Source organism: Micromonospora sp. NPDC051543 (assembly GCF_044454415.1).
GTDB lineage: Bacteria > Actinomycetota > Actinomycetes > Mycobacteriales > Micromonosporaceae > Micromonospora.
Genome location: NZ_JBITDT010000014.1, coordinates 32,910 through 53,295 on the forward strand (window position 1 = coordinate 32,910; position 20,386 = coordinate 53,295).

The 20,386-nt window shown below is 69.7% G+C and carries 20 protein-coding genes and 4 pseudogenes; 12 read left to right on the plus strand and 12 right to left on the minus strand.

What is annotated here, in order from left to right; all coding sequences use genetic code 11:
* Nucleotides 1-90: 90 nt before the first annotated feature.
* Nucleotides 91-234, minus strand: a pseudogene (locus ACIA3K_RS24235) (TetR family transcriptional regulator); the annotation flags it as partial.
* Between the two features lie 127 nt (nt 235-361).
* Between ACIA3K_RS24235 and ACIA3K_RS24240 the strand changes: the two are divergent.
* Entirely contained in the window at nt 362-1,381 is a 1,020-nt protein-coding gene (locus ACIA3K_RS24240; protein ID WP_396803969.1) for an aldo/keto reductase, read from the plus strand.
* A 127-nt stretch (nt 1,382-1,508) separates the two neighbouring features.
* Here ACIA3K_RS24240 and ACIA3K_RS24245 read toward each other — a convergent pair whose 3' ends face one another.
* Entirely contained in the window at nt 1,509-2,603 is a 1,095-nt protein-coding gene (locus ACIA3K_RS24245; RefSeq protein WP_396803970.1) for a saccharopine dehydrogenase NADP-binding domain-containing protein, read from the minus strand.
* 99 nt (nt 2,604-2,702) lie between these two features.
* Between ACIA3K_RS24245 and ACIA3K_RS24250 the strand changes: the two genes are divergently transcribed.
* The 3 genes and pseudogenes from ACIA3K_RS24250 to ACIA3K_RS24260 all read left to right on the plus strand — a co-directional run.
* Entirely contained in the window at nt 2,703-3,302 is a 600-nt protein-coding gene (locus tag ACIA3K_RS24250) for a TetR/AcrR family transcriptional regulator (RefSeq protein ID WP_396803971.1), read from the plus strand.
* A 33-nt stretch (nt 3,303-3,335) separates the two neighbouring features.
* Nucleotides 3,336-3,518: pseudogene (locus tag ACIA3K_RS24255) on the plus strand (LysR family transcriptional regulator); the annotation flags it as partial.
* Nucleotides 3,518-3,649, plus strand: a pseudogene (locus ACIA3K_RS24260) (serine hydrolase); the annotation flags it as partial. The pseudogenes ACIA3K_RS24255 and ACIA3K_RS24260, both read left to right, overlap by 1 nt.
* On the opposite strand, the gene ACIA3K_RS24265 reads toward ACIA3K_RS24260, so the two are convergent.
* The 4 genes from ACIA3K_RS24265 to ACIA3K_RS24280 form a co-directional block, all read right to left on the minus strand.
* Entirely contained in the window at nt 3,646-4,476 is an 831-nt protein-coding gene (locus ACIA3K_RS24265) for a lysostaphin resistance A-like protein (RefSeq protein ID WP_396803972.1), read from the minus strand. The pseudogene ACIA3K_RS24260 and the gene ACIA3K_RS24265 sit on opposite strands and share 4 nt — an antisense overlap.
* A 322-nt stretch (nt 4,477-4,798) precedes the next feature.
* Entirely contained in the window at nt 4,799-5,704 is a 906-nt protein-coding gene (gene bla / locus ACIA3K_RS24270; protein WP_396803973.1) for a class A beta-lactamase, read from the minus strand.
* A 134-nt stretch (nt 5,705-5,838) separates the two neighbouring features.
* On the minus strand, nt 5,839-6,441 hold the full coding sequence (locus ACIA3K_RS24275; protein WP_396803975.1) for a response regulator: 603 nt from the start codon (nt 6,439-6,441) through the stop codon (nt 5,839-5,841).
* On the minus strand, nt 6,438-7,580 hold the full coding sequence (locus ACIA3K_RS24280; RefSeq protein ID WP_396803977.1) for a sensor histidine kinase: 1,143 nt from the start codon (nt 7,578-7,580) through the stop codon (nt 6,438-6,440). The genes ACIA3K_RS24275 and ACIA3K_RS24280 overlap by 4 nt, the downstream gene beginning before the upstream one ends.
* Before the next feature lie 107 nt (nt 7,581-7,687).
* Between ACIA3K_RS24280 and ACIA3K_RS24285 the strand changes: the two genes are divergently transcribed.
* The 8 genes and pseudogenes from ACIA3K_RS24285 to ACIA3K_RS24320 all read left to right on the plus strand — a co-directional run bounded on the left by ACIA3K_RS24285 (nt 7,688) and on the right by ACIA3K_RS24320 (nt 16,643).
* Entirely contained in the window at nt 7,688-8,569 is an 882-nt protein-coding gene (locus tag ACIA3K_RS24285) for an ABC transporter ATP-binding protein (RefSeq protein WP_396803979.1), read from the plus strand.
* Nucleotides 8,570-8,595: 26 nt separating this feature from the next.
* Complete coding sequence (locus ACIA3K_RS24290) at nt 8,596-9,315, plus strand: ABC transporter permease (RefSeq protein ID WP_396803980.1); 720 nt, start codon at nt 8,596-8,598, stop codon at nt 9,313-9,315.
* Between the two features lie 227 nt (nt 9,316-9,542).
* A pseudogene (locus ACIA3K_RS24295) lies at nt 9,543-10,091 on the plus strand (response regulator transcription factor).
* 1,258 nt (nt 10,092-11,349) lie between these two features.
* Nucleotides 11,350-12,177 carry a helix-turn-helix domain-containing protein gene (locus ACIA3K_RS24300; protein ID WP_396803981.1) on the plus strand — a complete coding sequence of 276 codons (828 nt, stop codon included), beginning with the start codon at nt 11,350-11,352 and terminating at the stop codon, nt 12,175-12,177.
* A 269-nt stretch (nt 12,178-12,446) separates the two neighbouring features.
* Entirely contained in the window at nt 12,447-13,016 is a 570-nt protein-coding gene (locus ACIA3K_RS24305; RefSeq protein ID WP_396803982.1) for a DUF5987 family protein, read from the plus strand.
* Complete coding sequence (locus tag ACIA3K_RS24310; RefSeq protein WP_396803984.1) at nt 13,013-14,671, plus strand: FAD-dependent oxidoreductase; 1,659 nt, start codon at nt 13,013-13,015, stop codon at nt 14,669-14,671. Before ACIA3K_RS24305 ends, ACIA3K_RS24310 begins: the two co-directional genes overlap by 4 nt.
* A 37-nt stretch (nt 14,672-14,708) precedes the next feature.
* A complete protein-coding gene (locus tag ACIA3K_RS24315) occupies nt 14,709-15,788 on the plus strand; it encodes a carboxymuconolactone decarboxylase family protein (RefSeq protein WP_396803985.1) in 1,080 nt (359 codons plus the stop codon).
* A 177-nt stretch (nt 15,789-15,965) separates the two neighbouring features.
* Complete coding sequence (locus ACIA3K_RS24320; protein ID WP_396803987.1) at nt 15,966-16,643, plus strand: MerR family transcriptional regulator; 678 nt, start codon at nt 15,966-15,968, stop codon at nt 16,641-16,643.
* Between the two features lie 13 nt (nt 16,644-16,656).
* Here the strand turns inward: ACIA3K_RS24320 and ACIA3K_RS24325 are convergent, their stop codons facing one another.
* The 6 genes from ACIA3K_RS24325 to ACIA3K_RS24350 form a co-directional block, all read right to left on the minus strand.
* On the minus strand, nt 16,657-17,106 hold the full coding sequence (locus ACIA3K_RS24325; RefSeq protein ID WP_396803988.1) for an SCP2 sterol-binding domain-containing protein: 450 nt from the start codon (nt 17,104-17,106) through the stop codon (nt 16,657-16,659).
* A gap of 30 nt (nt 17,107-17,136) precedes the next feature.
* Complete coding sequence (locus tag ACIA3K_RS24330) at nt 17,137-17,508, minus strand: VOC family protein (RefSeq protein ID WP_396804082.1); 372 nt, start codon at nt 17,506-17,508, stop codon at nt 17,137-17,139.
* Nucleotides 17,508-17,915 carry a VOC family protein gene (locus ACIA3K_RS24335; protein ID WP_396803990.1) on the minus strand — a complete coding sequence of 136 codons (408 nt, stop codon included), beginning with the start codon at nt 17,913-17,915 and terminating at the stop codon, nt 17,508-17,510. Before ACIA3K_RS24335 ends, ACIA3K_RS24330 begins: the two co-directional genes overlap by 1 nt.
* Nucleotides 17,916-18,028: 113 nt before the next feature.
* Nucleotides 18,029-19,378: a cytochrome P450 gene (locus ACIA3K_RS24340; RefSeq protein ID WP_396803991.1), complete on the minus strand. Its 1,350-nt coding sequence runs from the start codon at nt 19,376-19,378 to the stop codon at nt 18,029-18,031.
* Nucleotides 19,375-19,929, minus strand: a complete 555-nt coding sequence (locus ACIA3K_RS24345) for a flavin reductase family protein (protein ID WP_396803993.1) — start codon at nt 19,927-19,929, stop codon at nt 19,375-19,377. Before ACIA3K_RS24345 ends, ACIA3K_RS24340 begins: the two co-directional genes overlap by 4 nt.
* A gap of 18 nt (nt 19,930-19,947) precedes the next feature.
* Nucleotides 19,948-20,385 carry an acyl-CoA thioesterase gene (locus tag ACIA3K_RS24350; RefSeq protein WP_396803995.1) on the minus strand — a complete coding sequence of 146 codons (438 nt, stop codon included), beginning with the start codon at nt 20,383-20,385 and terminating at the stop codon, nt 19,948-19,950.
* Nucleotide 20,386: the final 1 nt, after the last annotated feature.

Here is a 20,386-nt window from a genome sequence, read left to right on the forward strand (position 1 = left end):
TATGCACATTCCGAGATGTGCCGTCGATTCGTCGAAAATCCATGCGCAGCGACCCTAGACACGTCAACAGAAGAGGCCAGGACGAGCCATTCCCCCACCCACCCGCACGAGGACGGCGACGTTTCGCACGGACACGTTGACGCCGGAGTCGACGAACGCTGCGGCAGCGTCGAGCAGGGCTCTCTCGTTGCGCCGGGCGTCGGCCCGCTGCGCGGGACCGGTTACCTCCGTCACTCCACTTGGAAAACGGAACGTCGTTCCGTATAGTTCTTACCGGAACAGCGCTCCGCTTGCTCAGCATAATGAACCGGTGGGTCGCCACCAACCCGTGGACCGCCGGGCGTCTGAAGGAGAGACAGTCATGCAGTACCGCACCTTGGGTCGCACTGGCGTGCAGGTCAGCACCCTCGTACTCGGCGCGATGAACTTCGGCAAGATCGGCAACACCACCCAGGAGGACGCCACCGCCATCGTCGACGCGGCGCTCGATGCGGGGATCAACCTCATCGACACCGCCGACGCCTACAGCGGCGGCCAGTCCGAGGAGATGGTCGGCAAGGCCATCGCCGGCCGCCGCGACGACGTCGTTCTGGCCACCAAGGCGACCCTGCCAATGGGCGACGAGCGCAACCAGCGGGGCGGCTCGCGCCGCTGGCTCATCACCGCGCTGGAGAACAGCCTGCGCCGCCTCGGCGTCGACCACGTCGACCTCTACCAGATGCACCGGTGGGATCCGACTACCAGCGACGACGAGACGCTGTCGGCGCTGACGGACCTACAGCGCGCGGGCAAGATCCGCTACTTCGGCTCCTCGACCTTCCCGGCCTACCGCATCGTGCAGGCGCAGTGGGCCGCCCGTGAGGGACGTCTGAGCCGTTACGTGACCGAGCAGCCGAGCTACTCGATCCTGCAGCGTGGCATCGAGGCCCACGTGCTGCCCGCGACGCAGGAGTACGGCATGGGCGTGCTGGCCTGGAGCCCGCTGGCGTCGGGCTGGCTGTCCGGCGCGATCCGCGCCGGACAGGACATCAGCACGAACCGCTCGGGCTTCATGCAGCAGCGCTACGACATCAGCGTCCCCGCCAACCGCGCCAAGCTCGACGCCGTCGAGCAGCTCGCCACGGTTGCCGACGAAGCTGACCTCAGCATGATCCAACTCGCGCTCGGCTTCGTCACCGCGCACCCGGGCGTCACCAGCGCGATCATCGGACCCCGCACGATGGATCACCTCAGCTCACAGCTCGCCGCCGCGGACACGGCGCTCTCAGCCGACGTGCTGGACGCGATCGACACGATCGTGGCTCCCGGCGTCGACCTCGCCGCTCACGAGAAGAACGACACCCCACCCGCCCTGCTCGACCCGACGCTGCGCCGCCGCTGATCTTCCGGCACACCGGCGGCCAGGCGGCAGACGGACGTGCGTCCGCGCGTCCGCCTGCCGCTGGGCCGCCGCACAGCCAGACCTTCCAGGCCCATGCCGGGCAAGCCCGCGTCCAACCAGCAGTGGATCACTGCCTGCTGGGCTCAGTCAGCAGATACTCCCCACCGCACGATTCGGCGAGGGCGGCTCCGAAGAGGGCGGCCGGGGTGTACGCGCCGGGCTGGCCGTCGCCGGCCAGCAGCCGGCGGGTGACCTCGGCGGGCACCGCGCCGGTGTACGCCTGAGCCTCCCCGAGCCGGAGCCAGCCCTCTCGGGTCTCGCCGTCTGACCAGGTCACGACCGCATGCCCCCAGGAGTGCTGGCGTGGCCGGTCGGCTGCCTTCATCCGCACCGAGGCGAGCCGACGCTTGGCGAACTCGCGCAGCGGAGCCCATTGCAGCAGCGCGGTCGCGGCCGGCAGCACCGCCTGGATCAGCGGCGCGGACGGCGCTTCGCTGGACGCCGAGACGACGAAGCGGGCACCACTGGCACGCTGCGCCGCGAGCAGTTCGCCGAGCGGCATGCTCGCCGTGGTCACCTGGGAGCCGTCCGGCAGGGTGAGCCGCAGGGCATCGCCACCGAGCCGGGCCGGCGCCAGTCGACCGTCCGCGATCTGACGGCCCTGGAAGCGGGTGCCGCCCGCCACGCCGGGCAGACCGTCCAGGATCGTGGCGGCCAGGGCTTCACCGATCTGCCCTTGCTCGATCGCCAACGAGGGCACCATGTCGACCCGTACCCGCAGTGGCGTGGGGCGGCCGTCGCACAGTTTCACGACGACGCTCTCGGTGGCGGTGACGCCGAACCCGGCGCCGGTGACGAGCGTGCGATCGGCCGCCGTCGCGGCGGAGTAAAGACCGAGCGTGGCGGACACCGCCGCGACGTCGTTGGCCAGGTCGACGTAGTGGCTGCCGCCCAGGCAGGCGTCGATGATCGGCCCGGCGGTCGTCGTGAACGGCCCGATCGTGTTGATGACCACGGCCGGGCGCTGCTGGCGGATCTTCTCGGCGGTGGCGGCGAGCGACTCCGCCACCAGGGTCTCGGCGCCGGTCGCCTCTGCGGCGGCAGCGAGGCGGTCCGCGTCCCGGCCGACCAGGACCGCCGGCAGTCCGCGACGGGCCAGCTCAGCCGCGATGGCACGGCCACTGCGGCCGGTACCGCCGAGAATCCAGACCTCTGCGCCCATGAACGGCCTCCGCTTCTGTGTCGGCGCATTCTGACGACACGCCATGTCATCACCCTACACGCTGATGACATGGCGTGTCATCAGGGTAGAGTCGGCCCGGTGAGCAGATGGCGTCCGGACGCGCGGGAACGGCTCGAACAGGCTGCTCTCGAGCTCTTCGCCGAGCAGGGTTTCGCCGCGACGACGGTTCCGCAGATCGCGGAACGGGCCGGCCTCACCACCCGGACCTTCTTCCGGCACTACACCGACAAACGTGAGGTGCTCTTCGCCGGCGAGAGCGAGTTGCCCGCCATGGCCCGCCGCATGATCGCCGAGGCGCCGGCCGACGTCGACCCGCTCGCGCTCATCGTCGCCGCCTTGGAGACCGTGGCGCCGGCCCGGTTCGAGGGCCGCCGGGCCGACCTGCGGCAACGACGCGAGATCGTGCGGTCCGACCCCGGTCTCGGCGAACGGGAACTCCGCAAACGTGCGGGCATCTGCGAGGCGATCAGCGAGGGCTTCCGCGAGCGCGGCGTGCCGCCGATGACCGCGGCGCTGCTCGCCGAGACCGGCGTGACCCTGTTGTCCGTGTCGCTGCAGCAGTGGCTTGACCAGGACGGCGACGAACTGCCGCTCCGGCACTTTCTGACGGAGGCGTTGGTATCGCTGCGGAAGGCGCTGGAGGTGCCCGGCGCCAACGGGGCGACCACGCAGCCGTGAACCAGTCCGATCGGTCAGCTATAGGTTGGCTGGATGGACATCGTCGCCGCCTGTCGGGCCTTCGTCGCCGTCAGCGGCCACGGCAGCTTCACCTCCGGTGCCGCAGCAGCGGGGATCCCCCAGTCGGTGGCGAGCCGCCGCGTCGCCGCCCTGGAGGAGCACTTCGGGTCGCGGCTGTTCGACCGGACCTCCCGCGCGGTCCGGTTGACAACGTTTACGCCATCGCCGCGCTCACCGCGTCCCGGGTGCCCGCCGTCGCGCAGCCCGGCAGCGAGGCGACGATGGCACAGGTCGCCCGGAGCCTGCACGATCACCTGCGGACGGGCACCCTGCCCTGGTGGGGTTAGGGCGTGGGGGCGGTCCTGGCTCGCCGCTCGCGCACCCAGACCAGCACCACCATGGCGACGTTGACCGCGCCGAGGATCAACAGCGCCGCGTCACCCGAGTCGGTGGACCGGTCGATCGCGTAGGGCTCGCCGTCCGCCATCACCGCGTTGACGATCCCGAACAGGACGTTGTTGGCGACGTGGAAGGCGACCGGCGCCTCGATGCCGCGACTGATGATGGCCATCAAGCCGGTGCTGATGCCGATGAACGTGTAGTAGCCGGCCAGCCAGGGTTCGGCAGACCCGTGGACCAGGGCGAAGCCCAGACCGGAGACGACGAGCCCGACGCCCAGGGCCGGGCGAACCGCGCGCACCCAGGACGCGGCGGCGGGCAGCACGGCACTCCGGAACATCAGCTCCTCACCGGCGGATTGGAGAGGCGTACTCAGGACGGTGACCACCAGCACGCCGATCGTCGTGCCGGTGACACCGAAGGCGGTCCAGCCCGGGGAGTCGGGCGCGACCAACGCCACGACACCGATTCCCGCACCCACCAGCAACGCCGCTCCGACCAGGTAGTACGCCAGGCGGCGGGCATCGAAGGCTCGGGGGAAGCTGATCACGCTCCGCCACGGCACCTTGGCGATCCACACCAGGAGCAGGATCGCCACAACGCCCGCCGCGCCGATGCTGATGTTGATGGCCAACAACTTCAACGGCGTGAGCGTGGGCGACATCGGGTCGTCGCTGCCCTCGACGACGCCGACGACCTGGTAGAGCACCACCTGAAGAAGCAGCATCACCAGCGGCGGCACCAGGATGACCACGAGCGGCTTCCACCAGCTCATCCGCAGGTGGGCGCCGAAGGGCCGGGAGCTGTCGACGGCCGGCCCGGACCGCGCCGACGTCCGAAGGCGCGAGGTTGCCGGGTCAGCGGGGATCGGGCCCTCCGTCGCTACCCGGGGTCCATCGGATCGTGGCGCGCTCATCGGGAGATTCCTTTCGAAGATGCCGGAAACTCAATTGCAGCGCGCGCCGCGTCCGGCGGGCAGTGCCACCGTGTCACCAGCTCACCGTGACATTTCGACATCCGCGTCCCGAGGCGGTAGCTCGATGTGCCGGGGCACGCGGTGGGACTGCTTGTACTTACGGGAGCGGGCCACCGCGCCGTCACAACGCGCTGAGGGCGGCCTCGGCCGCCTGGGCGATCAGGGCGTCGTCGTAGTCGGCGTCCTTTTGGTCACGGCTGGACAGCACCGCGAGGACGACCGGCGGGCGGTTCGGAGGCCAGATCACCGCGATGTCGTTGCGGGTGCCGTAGCCGCCGGCACCGGTCTTGTCCCCCACGACCCAGCCCTCGGGCACCCCGGCACGGATCAGCGCGTCGCCGGTGGTGTTGCCCTTCAACCAGCCGTTGAGCATCTCGCGGTCCGCCGGTTCGAGGGCGTCTCCCACGGCGTACGCCCGCAGATCCTCGGCCAGGACCGCCGCGGTGCTGGTGTCCCTGCGGTCACCCGGCTTCGCCTCGTTGAGCTCGGTCTCGTAGCGCGCCGGATCGGTGACCTTGTCCCCCACCTCGCGCAGCTCCTTCTCGAACTTCTGCGGTCCGCCGAGCTGACGCAACAGCAGGTTGCCGGCGGTGTTGTCGCTGTACCGCACAGCCGCGTCGGCGATGGCGCGCAGCGTCATGCCGTCGGCGACGTGCTGCTCGGTGATCGGCGAATAGCTCACCAGGTCGTCCGCCGAGTACCGGACCACCCGGTCCAACTCGGCGTCGGTGGTCTCGTCGAGGACCTCGGCGGCCGCCAATGCCTTGTACGTCGACGTGTACGCGAACCGCTCGTCGGCCCGGTACCGCACGGCGCGACCGGTGCCGGTGTCGATCGCGTAGACCCCCAGCCGTGCGTCGAACCTCTCCTCCAGTCGCCGGAACCCGGTGTTCGGGTCGGCGGCGGTCGACGCGGCGGCCGTCGCCGTACGGTCGGGTGCCGGCTGCGCGGCGGCGTCGGCGGGGCCGCAGGCGGCCAGGGACACCACTGCCGCGGCGGCTACCGGACGCAATGTCGAAAAGACCATGACTCTCCTTGTCGGTGCCCTGGGTCCGGCGCGGGCGCGCCGGTCGGACAGGACTCGACAGTGGCAGGCATGAGGCATGCGGTCGAAGACGCAAACAGCGGTGTCCATGCTGATCCGACATGGTCACTCGTTGGTCACAGCCAGTCGTGTTCGCGGGCGTAGCGGGCTGCCTCGTGGCGGGTCCGGGTCTGGGTCTTGCGCATCGCGTTGGAGAGGTAGTTGCGAACGGTGCCCGGAGCGAGGTGGAGCCGTACGGCGATGTCGGCGACCGAGTAGCCCTCACCGGTCACCCGCAGCACGTCGGCCTCACGGTCGGTGAGGGGGTTGTCCTCGGTGACGGCGAGCGCGGAGACATCCGGGTCGATCCAGCGTTTCCCGGCGTGCAGGGTGGCGATGACCGAGGTGATGTGCACCGGCTCGGCGGACTTGCTGACGAAGCCCTGGACGCCGAGCTTCAACGCCTTGCGCAGCACCCCCGGGCGGGCGTGCCGGGTCAGCATGAGGACCACCTGCTCGGGCCGCACGCGGCGGATCTCGGCGACCGCGCCGAGGCCGTCCACGTCAGGCATCTCCAGGTCGATGACCAGCACGTCCGGCTCGTACCGCAGGGTGGCCTCGACGGCCGTCCGGCCGTCCTGCGCCTCGGCGAGAACGGTGATGTCGCCTTCCAGCGGCAGGAGCGCGGCCAGGGCCGTACGCAGCAGCACCTCGTCGTCGGCGAGCACGATGGTGGTCATCGGCCGGCACTCCGCCGGACGTCGGCACGCACGGCGGAGAACGTCGCCGCCGTCCGGAACCGTCCCTGCTGCTGCTCCACGGTCAACTCCCCTCCGTCACCCGCCAGCCGCTGCCGCAGCGCCGCCAGCCCCCTCAGCTCGGGCTGCGAGGTAGCGGTCACGCCGTCGTTGACGATGGTGATGCCCGACCCGGCGAGCGTGATCTGCACCTGGGTGGCCTGCGCGTGCCGCAGGATGTTGGTGGTCGTCTCGCGCAGCACCTGACCGAGCAGCTCGCTGACGGGTGCGTCGACCTCGCCCTCCCGGGTCACCCGAACCCGGATGCCGGCGGCCTCGAACAGGTTCTTGGCGTTCTCGATCTCCGCCGTGAGGTTGAGCCGCCGCTGGGCGTACGCGAGTTCCTTGGTCTGCGCGATGGTGTCGCTGACCAGCGCGTAGGTCTCGCGTAGCTCCTTCTCGGCCCGAGCGGTGTCACCGAGCAGCAGGCGCTGGGCCAGGGCGATCTTCAGTTTCACGACGTGCAGGGTGTGACCCTGGATGTCGTGCAGATCGCTGGCGAACCGGACGCGTTCCCGCATCACGGCGAGTTCGGCCTCCCGTTCCCGGGTCTGTTCGAGTTCCCGGATGAGGTCGTAGAAGCGCTCCCCCAGCACCGTGAAGAGGGTCACGAGGACGGTGAGAACGGTCGGGATGAGGACGTACGTGAGGAGTACGTGATTGATGTCGTCCCGCTGCACCAGCAGCCGCAGCGCGCCGACGGCCGCGACGTAGGTGAACAGTCCGGCCACCACCAGCTTCCTGCGCCGCCGTACCTCACGCAGGGCGAGCGAGCCCACGGCACAGAACCCCCAGTAGGCGTTCGGGCTCCCGACAACCAGGGCCCCCAGCGGCCACACCGCTCCCGCCACGACCAGGCACGGCAGCGCCACCCGCGCCAGGTCGTTGGCCGTCCACCGCTCGAAGGCCACCACGCCCGCCACGGCCCCGGGCGCCAGGACGAGGAAGTGCCACCAGGTACGCGCGTCCGTGTACAGCAGGACCACCGCGGCGAACACCACCGGCGGCAGCGAGGTGGCGAGGTTGAGCCGACGCAGCCTCCCCTGCGTCGACTCGGTGAAGCGTGGTGATCGGGCGGTCACCACCCCAGTATCGGGCCGTCGGACGCCACGACCAGTGACACCACGTCACATGCGGTGATGACATGGCGCCACTGACCGGCCGGCCCTACCCGCGCTGTCATGGGTGCATGTCCACCACTCCCGTCATCGAAGTCGAACGCCTGAACCTGACCTACGGCGACTTCCACGCCGTCAAGGACCTCACCTTCGAGGTACGCCCCGGCGAGCTCTACGCGCTGCTCGGCACCAATGGAGCCGGGAAGACCTCGACCCTGGAGGTGGTCGAGGGACACCGGGAGCCAACCTCCGGAACCGTGCGCGTCTTCGGCCACGGTCCGCAGGAGCGGCGGGCGATCCGTCCCCGAATGGGCGTCATGCTCCAGGAGAGCGGATTCTCCCCGGACCTCACCGTCCGTGAGTCCGTCGGCCTCATCGGCCGACTCACCCGCCGCTCCGACGATGTCGACCGGGTGATCGACCTCGTCGACCTCACCGACCGGGCCCGCCGCAAGGTGTCCCAACTGTCTGGGGGCGAGAAGCGCCGGCTGGACTTCGCCACCGCGGTCTACGGCACCCCGGATCTGCTCTTCCTGGACGAGCCGACCACCGGCCTCGACATCCAGACTCGCGACGCCGTCTGGGCGACCGTGGACCGACTCCGGGAGAACGGCGCCACCATCGTGCTCACCACGCACTACCTGGAGGAAGCGCAGCAGCGCGCCGACCGGATCGGACTCATGCACGAAGGCACCCTCCACCGCGAGGGCACCGTCTCCGAGCTGACCCGCACCCTCCCCGGCATGATCCACTTCACCCTTGCCACGCCGGTTCCGCCGCTACCGCTACCGGCCACCGTCGACGCCGACGGAAAGGTCGTCGTCGAGTCGTTCGAACTGCAGAAGGACCTGCACCTGCTGCTCGGCTGGGCGCAGGACCACACCGTGGAACTGCGCGACCTGGCGGCCGGACCGACCCGGCTCGACGACGTGTTCCGCGCCATCAGCAACTGACCCGTGTCCCGTCAAGGAGCGCCAACGTGCTGTCCATCGCGTCCAGCGAACTGATCCAGATCTTCCGCAACCGGCTGGTGCTGATCACCAGCCTCATCATCCCGGCCGCGGTCTCCGCGTTCTTCGTCCGTCAGCACGAGACCTACGCCGCCATCGGCAGCCTCGGCTACATCGCGGCGATCGTCCTGTTCACCGTCGCCGCGTTCGGGCTCTACGCCACGGCCGTCACCACCCTGGCCTCCCGGCGGCAGAACCTCTTCCTCAAGCGGCTGCGCTCCACCGCCGAAAGCGACGCCGGCATCCTCGCCGGCCTCCTGCTGCCCGTACTCCTGCTCACCGTGGTGCAGGTGACCGCGATCCTGACCGCCCTGGCCGTCGTGGCCGGCGGACCGGACAACGTCGCCCTGCTGGTGGTGGCGGTCCTCGCGACCGTGGCCATGATGATCGGACTGGCGCTGGCCACGGCCGGGCTGACGAACTCCCCCGAACACGCCCAGGTCACCACCCTGCCCGTCACACTCGGCATGATCGCCGTGGCCAGCTGGATCGGCATCTCCGGCACCGAGAACCTCGCCTGGCTCAAGCGACTCCTGCCCGGCGGAGCCTCCACCGAACTGACCATGAACGCCTGGAACGGGGGCGTCGCCGTGACCGACTCCCTGCCTCTGCTCGCACCCACCCTCGGCTGGGTCGTCGTCGCCGTCGCCCTCGCCACCCGACTCTTCCGCTGGGAGCCCCGCCGATGACCACCACAGACCGTACGGACACCCCGACCCTCGTCGAGGATCTCCTTGCTGGAACGGCTCATCGCGCTCGCCGACGTCCGACAGGTCCTCGTGGACGGTGTCGAGCCCTCGTGGACGGTGTCGAGCCGCAAGCCCGGGTCGCCGCGCTCGCGCGCTGCTCTCGGCGAACGGAACCCTCCCCCAGCTCCACGGCGAGATCCCGTGGACGTCACCGGCGAGTCGCAGGGATGATCCGGGTGCTACTCGCCGACGACCAAGCCCTTGTCCGTACGGGCTTCCGGCTCATCCTGCAGCAGGCCCCCGGCATGTCCGTGGTCGGCGAGGCTGCTGACGGTTCACAGGCGGTGGCGATGACCCTCGACATGCGCCCGGACGTGGTGCTGATGGACGTTCGGATGCCGGAGATGGACGCGTCGAAGCGACCCGGCTGATCTGCGCCGACGAACCTGATCTCCGCGATCCGCGTCGTGGCAGCCGGTGACGCGGTTGTGGCGCCAAGCGCGACCCGCCGTCTGCTGGAACGCTACCTCCCGGTAGGGAGCGGGTCTCCGGCACCTGTGGCACCGGATCCTGGTGTCCTGACCGAGCGGGAACGGCAGGTGCTGACGCTGATCGCCCGGGGCATGTCGAACGCGGAGATTGCCGACCGACTCTTCCTGTCCGAGGGCACCGTGAAAACCCACGTGAGTCGAGTCCTGACAAAGCTCGACCTGCGGGACCGCGTACAGGCGGTGGTGTACGCCTACGAGTCCGGCGTGGTGCGACCACGCACCTGATCCGAACCATCAGTCGACCGGGTTCCCGCCTGCCGAGATCGGGTGCACCGTATTCGGCAGACGAGCGTATGCCGAGGTGGATAACGATCTTACCGATTCGACCGATCGTTACTTTAAGTCATTCGACGATCATCCACTTTCCGGAACGAGCCATTACCACAACCCGGGGTATCGTACCTACCTCGGTCGCGGTGGTCTCCCTTCTGATCGCCTACCCGCTATTCATCAGCGCCTACCCGAGCACGAGCGGACCGGTCTCGGCCACACCGAACGACGGGTCATCCTGCTGATAGCCGCCAAGGCTCGCGGCGTAGACAACACCGAGCCAAGGGCCGGGACTGAAGCCGACGTCTCTCTCGCAGGCACCGCGGCGGCGGGCTCCCGCAATGGCGCGACTCCGCGAGGTCCGCACGCAGCGACGGTCCAGCCGGTGCTGCGCGGCGTGGTCCGGGCCCGCGTTGTCCGGTGGCTTGCGCGTCCCGTCCGTCGCGGTCCCGTCTCGCCTGCGGTCCGGGCGGCATGGCAGATCGGATGCCGGCTCAGGCCGTCACGGCTCTGATCCGCCTCTCGGATCGTGCGGACGCGGCCCTACCGCCGCTGTCGGGAGCGAGCGCTGACGCCTTCGGTGCCGCCGAAGCTGTCACCACGGCGGATGCGCTGGCCACCGGGCGGAACCCGACGGCGCCGCCGCCGGTTCGGCGCGTACCTGAGGGCTGCCGCAGTACCACCATTTCCGATCGACACGATCCGCGAAGGAGCGGGATATGTTCACCGGTGGGACAACTTCCGGCTTGCCCAAGTTTCCGCACAGCGAGCCATGCATCGCCCTGAATTGGACTTCCCTCAATGAGGACCGGGCATTTTTACTATCCATATCGAGGTACCCACCGGACGTGTCACCAGCCCATTCATGATGACTCAATTGTTACGCGGAGTAATCGTACACGGTGACTGCGCTCCGTGCTTGAACCATCACCACAACGTTGCCAAACGAGGCGACGTAGGCTAGCCTCGGATCCGGTGACGGACCTCAAGATTGACGCTGGTCATTCCTTAACATGGTCGCAACAATACCGAGCGGCGGTGGAATTCCCGCTCTGAAGAAATAGAAGAGATTGGCGGCAAACGCCATTGTCTCAAGCACCGGAATCGGAATTGTGCACATAGACACGGCACCAATTCCGGACTCACCGGCCAGGGTGAGGTAAGGGCCCAGCGCGAGCGACCGGCCGGGCCTACCATCAAGCAAGGGGGAGTCGTGGAAGATCCGATCAAGCAGGCAGTGCTGCGTGCCGTCACAACGATGCGCCAAAACCTCGGCGAGCAACTCACCATCGACGACATGGCACGCTCCGCGATGTTCAGCAAGTTCCACTTCACCCGCATCTTCCAGCGGGTAACCGGGGTGTCCCCGGGGCGGTTCCTGTCCGCGCTCCGACTGGAGCAGGCCAAGCGCCTGCTGCTGTCGACCTCGCTGAACGTCGCGGACATCAGCCTGCGAGTTGGCTACAGCAGCGTGGGCACCTTCAGTTCGCGCTTCACCCGCAGCGTCGGCATGTCCCCGACCACATACCGCCGGCGGGCGGGCTACGCGCATCGCATCACCACCGACCCGGGGCCGCATGCCGTGCAGTCCAACGCGGTCATGCACGGCCTGGTCCGACCCTCCGAGTTCACCGGCCCCGGCCTGGTCTTCATCGGCCTGTTCGCCGACCGGATACCCCAGGGCCAACCCGCCAGGTGCACCATCCTGTCCAGCCCCGGCCCGTACCGGCTGGAGGCCGTGCCACCCGGCACTTGGTACCTGCTCGCCCAGTCCGTCACCGGCGAGTCACCAGAGCCTGGCCGGCAGCCTGACCTGCACCGGCAGTCCATCTCAGTGGCCACCCACGGACCGTTGACTTTCCAGAGCGACACCACGATCAAGACGGATCTGCGGCTGAAGCCCGTGCACGACCTGGACCCGCCGGTGCTACTCGCGCTGCTGGACGTCCGCACGATGGCGTTGGCTCGCAACGACCTGGAGCGCGTGGGCGCCCACGCCGCCGAGGCGCAACGAGGGCTGGAGTTGCGCTCGGCCGCATAGCGGCACCGATCTTCCAAGCGGCCCTGGGCATTACGCCCCGGGCCGCCGGTCGTGCTGCCGCGGGACCCGAGCGGTGGTCGGACCCGGCGCGAGGGCGACCGCAACGAGAGAGATGCGCTGCGCAGGAGCGGACTCGGACCATGAGAACTGGCCACGCCGGCAGCAATTCTGCGAGAACCGGCCGCGTTGCCACCTCGTCCCCGACCCGGATCGCGGCGGATTCCCGCCGAGTCAGCAGCGGTGTGCGACATGACGGATAGGAGTTTGCCGTGAGCCTCGACAGCCCCGACGCCGATGGCACGATCACTATGACGCTGGAGGCGTTCGCGGACACCGTAATCCCCGGTGAGAAGAGATCCGCCAAGGACTGGGCCATCGCCGGGGTCAGCGATGGCGGCGGCGCCGTCGCCGCCGGCGCCATCGCCCTGATCCGCGAGCCCGCCGGCGGCCTGGCGGACATCGTGGACCATCTCGCGGTCGCCCTGAACGCTCACGCCGAAACCTATGCGAGCAACCACGGGGTGACGCTCGACGGCACTCTGCCCGCCTTCGTCGCCCTTCCCTTCGCCGACCGCACGGCCCTCGTTCAGGCGCTCGTCGCGCCCGGCCACCCCGAACGCGAACTGTGGATACCACTGCTCATGTTCAGCAACATGGCCTTCGACACCGGGGCCCACATGCACACCACCGAGGCGATCGCCGCCGGCCATCCTGGCCTGACCAGCATGCGGTTCGAACTACCCGAGCCAGACGGCCTGTGGCGCTTTCCCGCGTTCTCGTACCGCCGGGAGCTGGCCACCCGGCATCCGCAGACCACCGCGACCGGGAGCCCCGCATGAACAGCATCGAGGAGACCGACGTCCTCGTCGTCGGCAGCGGGTTCGGCGGCGCGATCACGGCGTACCACCTGGCCGCTGGCGGCGCCCGGGTGGTGGTGCTGGAACGTGGCCCGTGGCTGCGCAGTGACGAGTTCGAGCACGACTTCAAGCTCGGCTCGTCGTCCACGCGGATCTTCGACTTCGTCCTCGGCGATGGGATGAGCGTCCTCGGCGGCAACTGCGTCGGCGGCGGCAGTGTCGTCTACTTCGCCGCGATGCCCCGGGCCCCCCGGTTCGTCTTCGACCGTCAGGGCGGAATCGGTCGACGAATGTGGCCGGCGAGCATCGATCGGGACACCCTCGATCCCTGGTACGACCGGGTCGCCGAGGCGCTGCCGGTCACCCAGCAGGACTGGAACGACGTGACGTACCCGGGCGGTCTCTTCGCCGCCGCGTGCGCGCACGCCGGCCGCACGGCCAACCCGGTGCCGGCCGCGGTCGACCGCGACCTCTGCACGAACTGCAACTGGATGATGTCCGGCTGCCGGTTCGACGCCAAGCGGTCGATGCTGCTCAACTACCTGCCCGCGGCGCTGGCCCACGGCGCGGAGATCCGTCCGCTGCACGAGGTGCAGCGGCTGACCCGCACCACCGACGGTGACTACCTGGTGCACTACAGCGTGCTGGACGGTGTCGACTACCGCGTCCAGCACGAGACCGGCGTCATCCGAGCGAAAATCGTGGTCCTGGCCGCCGGGGCCGGCGCGACGCCGGTGGTGCTGCAACGCTCCGAGCCCGATCTCGGCACCATGCCGCACGCGGTCGGCCGGTACTTCTCCAGCAACGGGGAGCGGTTGAACACCGCCATCATCGACGAGGACCGCGCCAGCGAGCTGCTCGGGCTGCGCCGCGACGGCGGCGACGCGTACCAGGCGTACCAGATCGGCAAGGGGCCGGTGGTGGCGAGCTGGGACCGCCTCGACGGTTCGCTGCCGGAGTTCAGCCGCTACTCGTTGGAGCAGCTGTACTTTCCGCCCGGGCTGGGCACCATCCTGGCCCAGGCCCCGGACGCCGCCCCGCCGACCTGGTTCGGCGTGGCCAAGAAGGACCTGCTGCGCCGGTGGCGGTCGTGGCTGACGATCTTCATCATGTCGGAGGACGACAATGAGGGGGTCTTCGGAGCACCACCACCGTCCGGCAACGCCGAACGCATCTCGCAGCAGATGCTCGGCCGGGGCACGATCTCCTACCACCCCACTGCGAACACGCGCCACGGCTGGGCGCTGGCCGACGCGGACGTGCGCGACATCCTCGAGCGGGACGGGCTGTCCAAGGTCATGCCGTGGACGAACGACGTCGTCGGCGCGTACACCGTGCATCCGCTCGCGTCCTGCCGGATCGGCGACGACCCGCAGACCTCCGCGCTTGACGATCGGCACGAGCTACGCGGGCACCCCGGCATCTTCGTGACGGACGGCTCGGCGGTGCCGGGCGCGCTGACCGTCAACCCGGCCTTCACGATCGCCGCGCTCGCCGAACGTGCCGTACCGGGCATCGTCGAGGCCGCTCGCCGGCGGGGCGTCTCCGTCCGGTACGGCGCGCCGGCCCCGGACGGCGCCACGGCCGGTCGAAGTGCCGTGGCGGCCCAGTTGAAGTCGGTGCCGCTGGCCGGATGAGCCGGCTGGCCACCACCAGAGGAGAGGGAGACGGCAGATGGGTGCGGTGCTCACAAGGGCGACCCGCCGGGGCACGCTCGCGCAGATCCGGCATGTGACCCCGACCCATCCACGCGACGCCGAGGGTCTCGTGGCAGCGGTCTACCGACAGGTGTCCCGAGACTTCGGCATCCTGGCGCCTCCCATCGCCCTGCACTCGCCGGCGCCGACGACGTTGGCCGCCGCCTGGCTGATGCTGCGCGAGACGCTGATCGCCACCGGCACCACCGACCGGGTCACCCGGGAGGCGGTGGCGGCAGCCGTCTCCGCGGCCAACGACTGCCCGTACTGCGTCGACGTGCACGGGGCGATGCTGCAGGGGCTGGCCGGTCGGGGCACCGCCAGGGGCGTGCTGTCCGGTCGGCCGGGTGAGGTCGCCGATCCCGCCCTACGCGCCGTCGTCACCTGGGCCGGCGGCGGCGATCAGCGCACACCCGACCGGCCGGAGGCGGCTTGCGCCGAACTGATCGGCGTGGCCGTGGCCTTCCACTATCTCAACCGTATGGTCAACGTCTTCCTGGATCCGTCACCGGTCCCGTCCGGGGTCGCCCCCCGGGTCCGCGACGTCATGTTCGGGATGGCAGGACGGCTGTTGGCACCCACCGCGCGGCGGGCCCGGCCACGGGGGGCCGCGCTGGCGCTGCTACCGGCCGCCGAGCCGGGCGAGGCGACCGCCTGGGCCGCCGCCGACCCGACCCTGCGGGACGGCTTCGCCCGGGCGTACGCCGCCGTCGAGGCCGCCGGCGAACGGTCGGTGCCGTCTGGCGTGCGGGACCTGGTCCGCGCCCGCCTACGCGTGTGGGACGGCAAGCCACCCGGCATCAGTCGCGCCTGGGTCGAGGAACCCCTGGCCGAGATCGCACCCCCCGACCGCGCGGCGGCCCGCCTCGCCCTGCTGACCGCGGTCGCGTCCTACCAGGTCACGACGGCCGACATCGCGGCCGTACGGCGCGGCCGCACCCCGGCGTCGCTGGTGGAGCTGACCTCGTGGGCGAGCCTGACCGCCGCCACCACCATCGGCACGCGGCTCCACGCGCCGGACGCCGCCCATCGGCGCCCGTGGGCGACCGAGCATTGACAGGAATCCGGCGTGGTCTCCGAACGAGCGGACGCTGCCCGCCAGCGCGGCGCGTCCGCGCTGCCGGTGCCGGTCGCGCCGGCGCACATCGGCCGGTCGATGCCCTTTCGCCGCGCAGTGACACATCGCCGAACATGATTTAATTTACGATCAGGTAATTCAGGCAGCGGGAGTTCGATGCGGATCTCGGCACTCAGTAGACAGACCGGAACACCGGTGGCGACGATCAAGTTCTACCTGCGGGAAGGGCTGCTCCCTCCCGGCACTCCGACGGGGCGCAACCAGGCCGTCTACGGCGAGGAACACCGCCGCCGGCTGCAACTGATCCGGGCGTTCACCAGCCTCGGCGAGCTCGACCTGTCGTCCGTGCGGCGCCTGCTCGCCGCCATCGAGGACAACCAACTCCCGCTGCCCCAGCTCTACGAGGTGGCCGACCGCACGATCACCCAGGGAGAACCTACGACTGAGGGGACGGCCGAGGTGCAGAGGGCCCGCGCCGACGTCAACGCCCTCCTCGCCCAGAGCGGTTGGCGGGTCGACGCGGGTGACCCGAACCTCGACCGCTTCGCCACCACCCTGGTGACACTCCGCGAACTCGGCTGCGCCTGCGGCATCGACTTCTTCAACCGCTACGCGGAGATGGCGGACCAGTTGGCCGTCCAGGAGCTGGACCTGCTGCCGTCCGACGGCGTCGGTGCCGACCGGGCCGCCGCGATAGTCCGTGCCGTGCTGCTGGAGGTGGCCTTCACCTCGCTGTGGCGGCTCGCCCGGGAACACCACGCGGCCATCCGCTTCTCCCACGCGACCCCCGGTGTGCCGGGCCTGGCGGGTCCGGCACACCGGGACGGCTGCTGAGCGCCGACCTCGGTCAGTAGCGGGGAGCCTCGAACAGCTGCGGCACCTTCATCACCAGGCCCAGGTCACCGCGGGCGGTCAGCTTGCCGCGCATGAACAGCGCCACCGGGCTGGCGACGCCGGTGACCATCCGCAGAAAATCGGCGCCGCTGATCGTCATCGTCACCCGGGGTGGGTGCGTCGGCGCGGGCGACAGCTCGCACGATCCGTCGGCGATCACCAACTCGTACGTGTCGTAACCGCCGCCGGGCCGGTCACCCACCCGCCAATGGATCACCGCGTCGAGCCCACCCGCCCGCTCCGGCCGGAACACGTCCGGCATGCCCTTGAAGACGCCGTCCAGGACGGCCGTACGCCGCTCGCTGCACAGCAGTCCGCGCAGTTCCTCCGTGGAAACCGCCTTGACGAAACGGGCGAGATCCCGGGGGTCGCCCGCCTTCGGATACGTTTCCTCTGCCCACATCCGATCTCATCCCTTCGAAGGTGGTGGCCGTCAGTCCTCGCGCAGCACCGAGAGGATGTTGCCGGCCGGGTCCTTGAACCAGGCGATGTCCGGTCCGTTGCCGCGGCTGACGCCCTTCGCGTCCGCGCCGAGCCCCTCGTAGTGCTCCATCGTCACGCCCGCGGCGACGAGCTGGTCGACAGCCTTCTCTACGTCGGACACGGGGAAGTTCAGCACGGTGAACGTCGCCGGCACGTGGTCGGGCTTCGGGTAGATCAGCACCTGCCGGTCCCCGGCCAGGTGCAGGAAGAGCATTCCGTTGGTCTCGCTGACCCGCAGCCCCAGGGTGGTCCCGTAGAACTCGCGGGCGCGCGGGACGTCGTCGACCGAGAAACCACTGAACGCCTTGCTGTCGGTGAACATCACCGGATCTCCTCGTGGGTCGTCCTCGCGACGCTGCGCCCAGTCTGCTCGGCCAGGTACGCGTCGCTGAGCTGGATGATCTGCAGGTAGTTGCCGTCCGGGTCCTGGAAGGTGCCGAACAGCCCGGCGTCGCGTTCGGTCAGCTCGGCCACCCAGGTCACGCCCACCTCGTCGAGGTGCGCCGCGAGCGCTCGAGCATCTGGTACGTGGAAGTTCAGGATCAGTCGGCCGGGTTGCGGGTTCTTCTCGTCGACGTCCGACCGTCCGTCGATGAGGATGCCGATCCCGCCGAAGTCGATGAAGCCCGCGCCGGTGTCGTCGGGCGCCAGCGCGGCGCGGTACCACGCTCGGAGCCGGACCGGATCGGTGGTGCCGAGAAGTATGCTGCCGAGAGCCGCGTTGCCCATGATGCCTCCTCCATGCCGACCACGGCATGCGCACGGATCTTGCGTAGGGGTGGTTTCACCAGGTGAGGGGTTGCTGCCGACTCTACTGGGGCGCCCGCGCGGCGTTTCCGACGTCAGGCGGGCAACACCCGCATCGGCAGCCCGCCCCGGATCCGCAGGGACAGCATGGGCTCCGGTACCACCCGGTAGCCCGGCTCGGTGACCAGGCGCAGCTCGCGCACCACCATGGCCACCACGAAGGCCGCCTCCAGCATGCCCAGGTGGTTGCCGACGCAGAATCGCGGCCCGGCGCCGAAGGGCAGGTACGCGTAGCGGGGCCGGTGCGCGGACCGTTCCGGGGCGAAGCGCTCCGGGTCGAAGCGCTCCGGGTCCGCCCAGAAATCGGGATGCCGGTGCAGCGTGTACGGGCAGATCAGCACGTCCACGCCCGCCGGGATCCTCCAGCCACCGACCTCGTCCTCCCCCTGTGCGATCCGAGACAGCATCCACACCGGAGGGTAGAGGCGCATCACCTCCTCCAGCACCATCGTCGTGTAGGTGAGCCGGTGCAGGTCCTCGTACACCGGCGGCCGGTCGCCGAGCACCGACACCGCCTCTTCGTGCAGCCGCTGCCACACGTCGGGATGCCGGTCGAGCAGGTGGAACGTCCAGCCGAGCGTGCTGGCGGTGGTCTCGTGGCCGGCGAGCAGCAGGGTGACCAACTCGTCGTAGATCCGCTGCTGACCGACGCGGGCGTCCGCCTCCTGCCGGGCTGACATGATCAGGCGGGACAGCGCGTCGTCGCCGTCGGCGTCCCCGGTCCGGTCGCGTACGAGCTTGTCCACCGTGCGGCGCAGATCGCGCCGCGCCCGGCGGAATCTCAGCTGGTGCGGCAGGGGAACCCACATCGGTACCAGGCCGTTGGTGGTCATCTCGAACATCGCCTGGTCCTGCATCGTCGCGAACGACTGCCCGAGCGAGCCGAAGCCACCGAGATCCGCGTCGAGCAGTGTCCGACCCAGCACGCCGAGCGTGAGGCCGGTCATCTCCGACATGACCTCCACCGGCTCGCCGTCACGCCGGGACCGCAGCCGCTCCACGAGCCGCCCGGCCTCCTCGGCCACCGCTCCGGCCTGCTGCGCGATCCGGCGGTTCTGAAACACCGGCTTCATGGCCGCCCGCTGCTTACGCCAGATCTCCCCCTCGCTGGTGAGCAGGCCGTCGCCGAGCGCCCGCTTGGCCTGGGCCAACCCGAGTCCCTTGTGGTAGTTGTCGCTGTTGTCGGCGAGCACGTGCTTGGCGAAGTCCGGGTGGTTCAGGTAGTACAGCTTCTTCGGGCCGATCACGATGCGGGCCGCGTCGCCGTACGTTCGGGCGGCCTCGGCCATCAGGCCCAGGCGATCCCGGGCGAGTTTCCAGAGCAGTCCCGGTGCGGCGCCGACCGGCGGTCCCGGCGGTGTCCGGCGGTGGTTGACGAGCGTCATGTACGCACCTCCCTTCGATGCAGGTCCACGTCTGTCGCGGACGTCGCCCGGTGGAACCGGCCGTTCAGGAACAGCAGCGCTTCCGCGTCGACGCAGCGCTCCAGTGACAGCACCGCGCCGAGGAAGATGCTGTGGTCACCGCCGTCGTAGCAGCGCAGGAGCCGGCATTCGAACCGGGTGAGCGCCCCGTCCAGCAGTGGCGCGCCGGTCACCCGCCCGGGGCGCCAGTCGACCTCGTCGAACTGGGCCGGACCGAGCGGCCTCCCCCGACTGGCGAAGTACCGGGCGATGTGCTCCTGGTCGGCGGCGAGCACGGAGACCCCGAAGGTGCCAACGCCCATCAGGCTGCGGTGCATCACCGCCTGCCGTTCCACGCACACCAGCACGAGCGGAGGCTCCAGCGAGACCGAGGTGAACGAGTTGGCGGTCATGCCGTGCACCAACTCGCCGCCCACCGTCACCACCGTCACGCCGGTCGCGAAGGTGCCGAAGGCGCGTCTCAGCGTCACGACGTCTGTCAGGTCCGGGTCCGGAATCGCATCGCTGTTCACGGTGTCCCCCGAGACCTTCTAGCCGGCTACCGATACGTACGGCTGCAGCGCCCGGGCGAGCGCGTCCGGCACCCGGGCCGGGACCGTGCGTGTGTTCGGCCCGCGCATGCAGGCCACCCGCTGTCGACCCCGGGCCACCAGCGTCTCCACACCGCCCGGGTCGAGCCGGACGTAGTCGAAACTGAACTCCAGCTGGGTCTGGCCGAGTTCGAGCAGTCGCATCCGGATGGACAGTTCGTCGAAGGCGGTGATCTCCGCGTAGAACTCGCAGTCGACCTTCAACGTGAAGAGCTTCAGGTCGCGCCGGAGGTCCGCGAGAACCTCCGGCGCCCGCTGCTTGAGGAACATCTCCCGGCACCGGCCCTGCCACCGCAGGTAGTTGACGTAGTAGACGTTCCCCACGATGTTGGTCTCCTCGAATCCGACGGTGTGCGGATATTCGAAATAGGTGGTCATG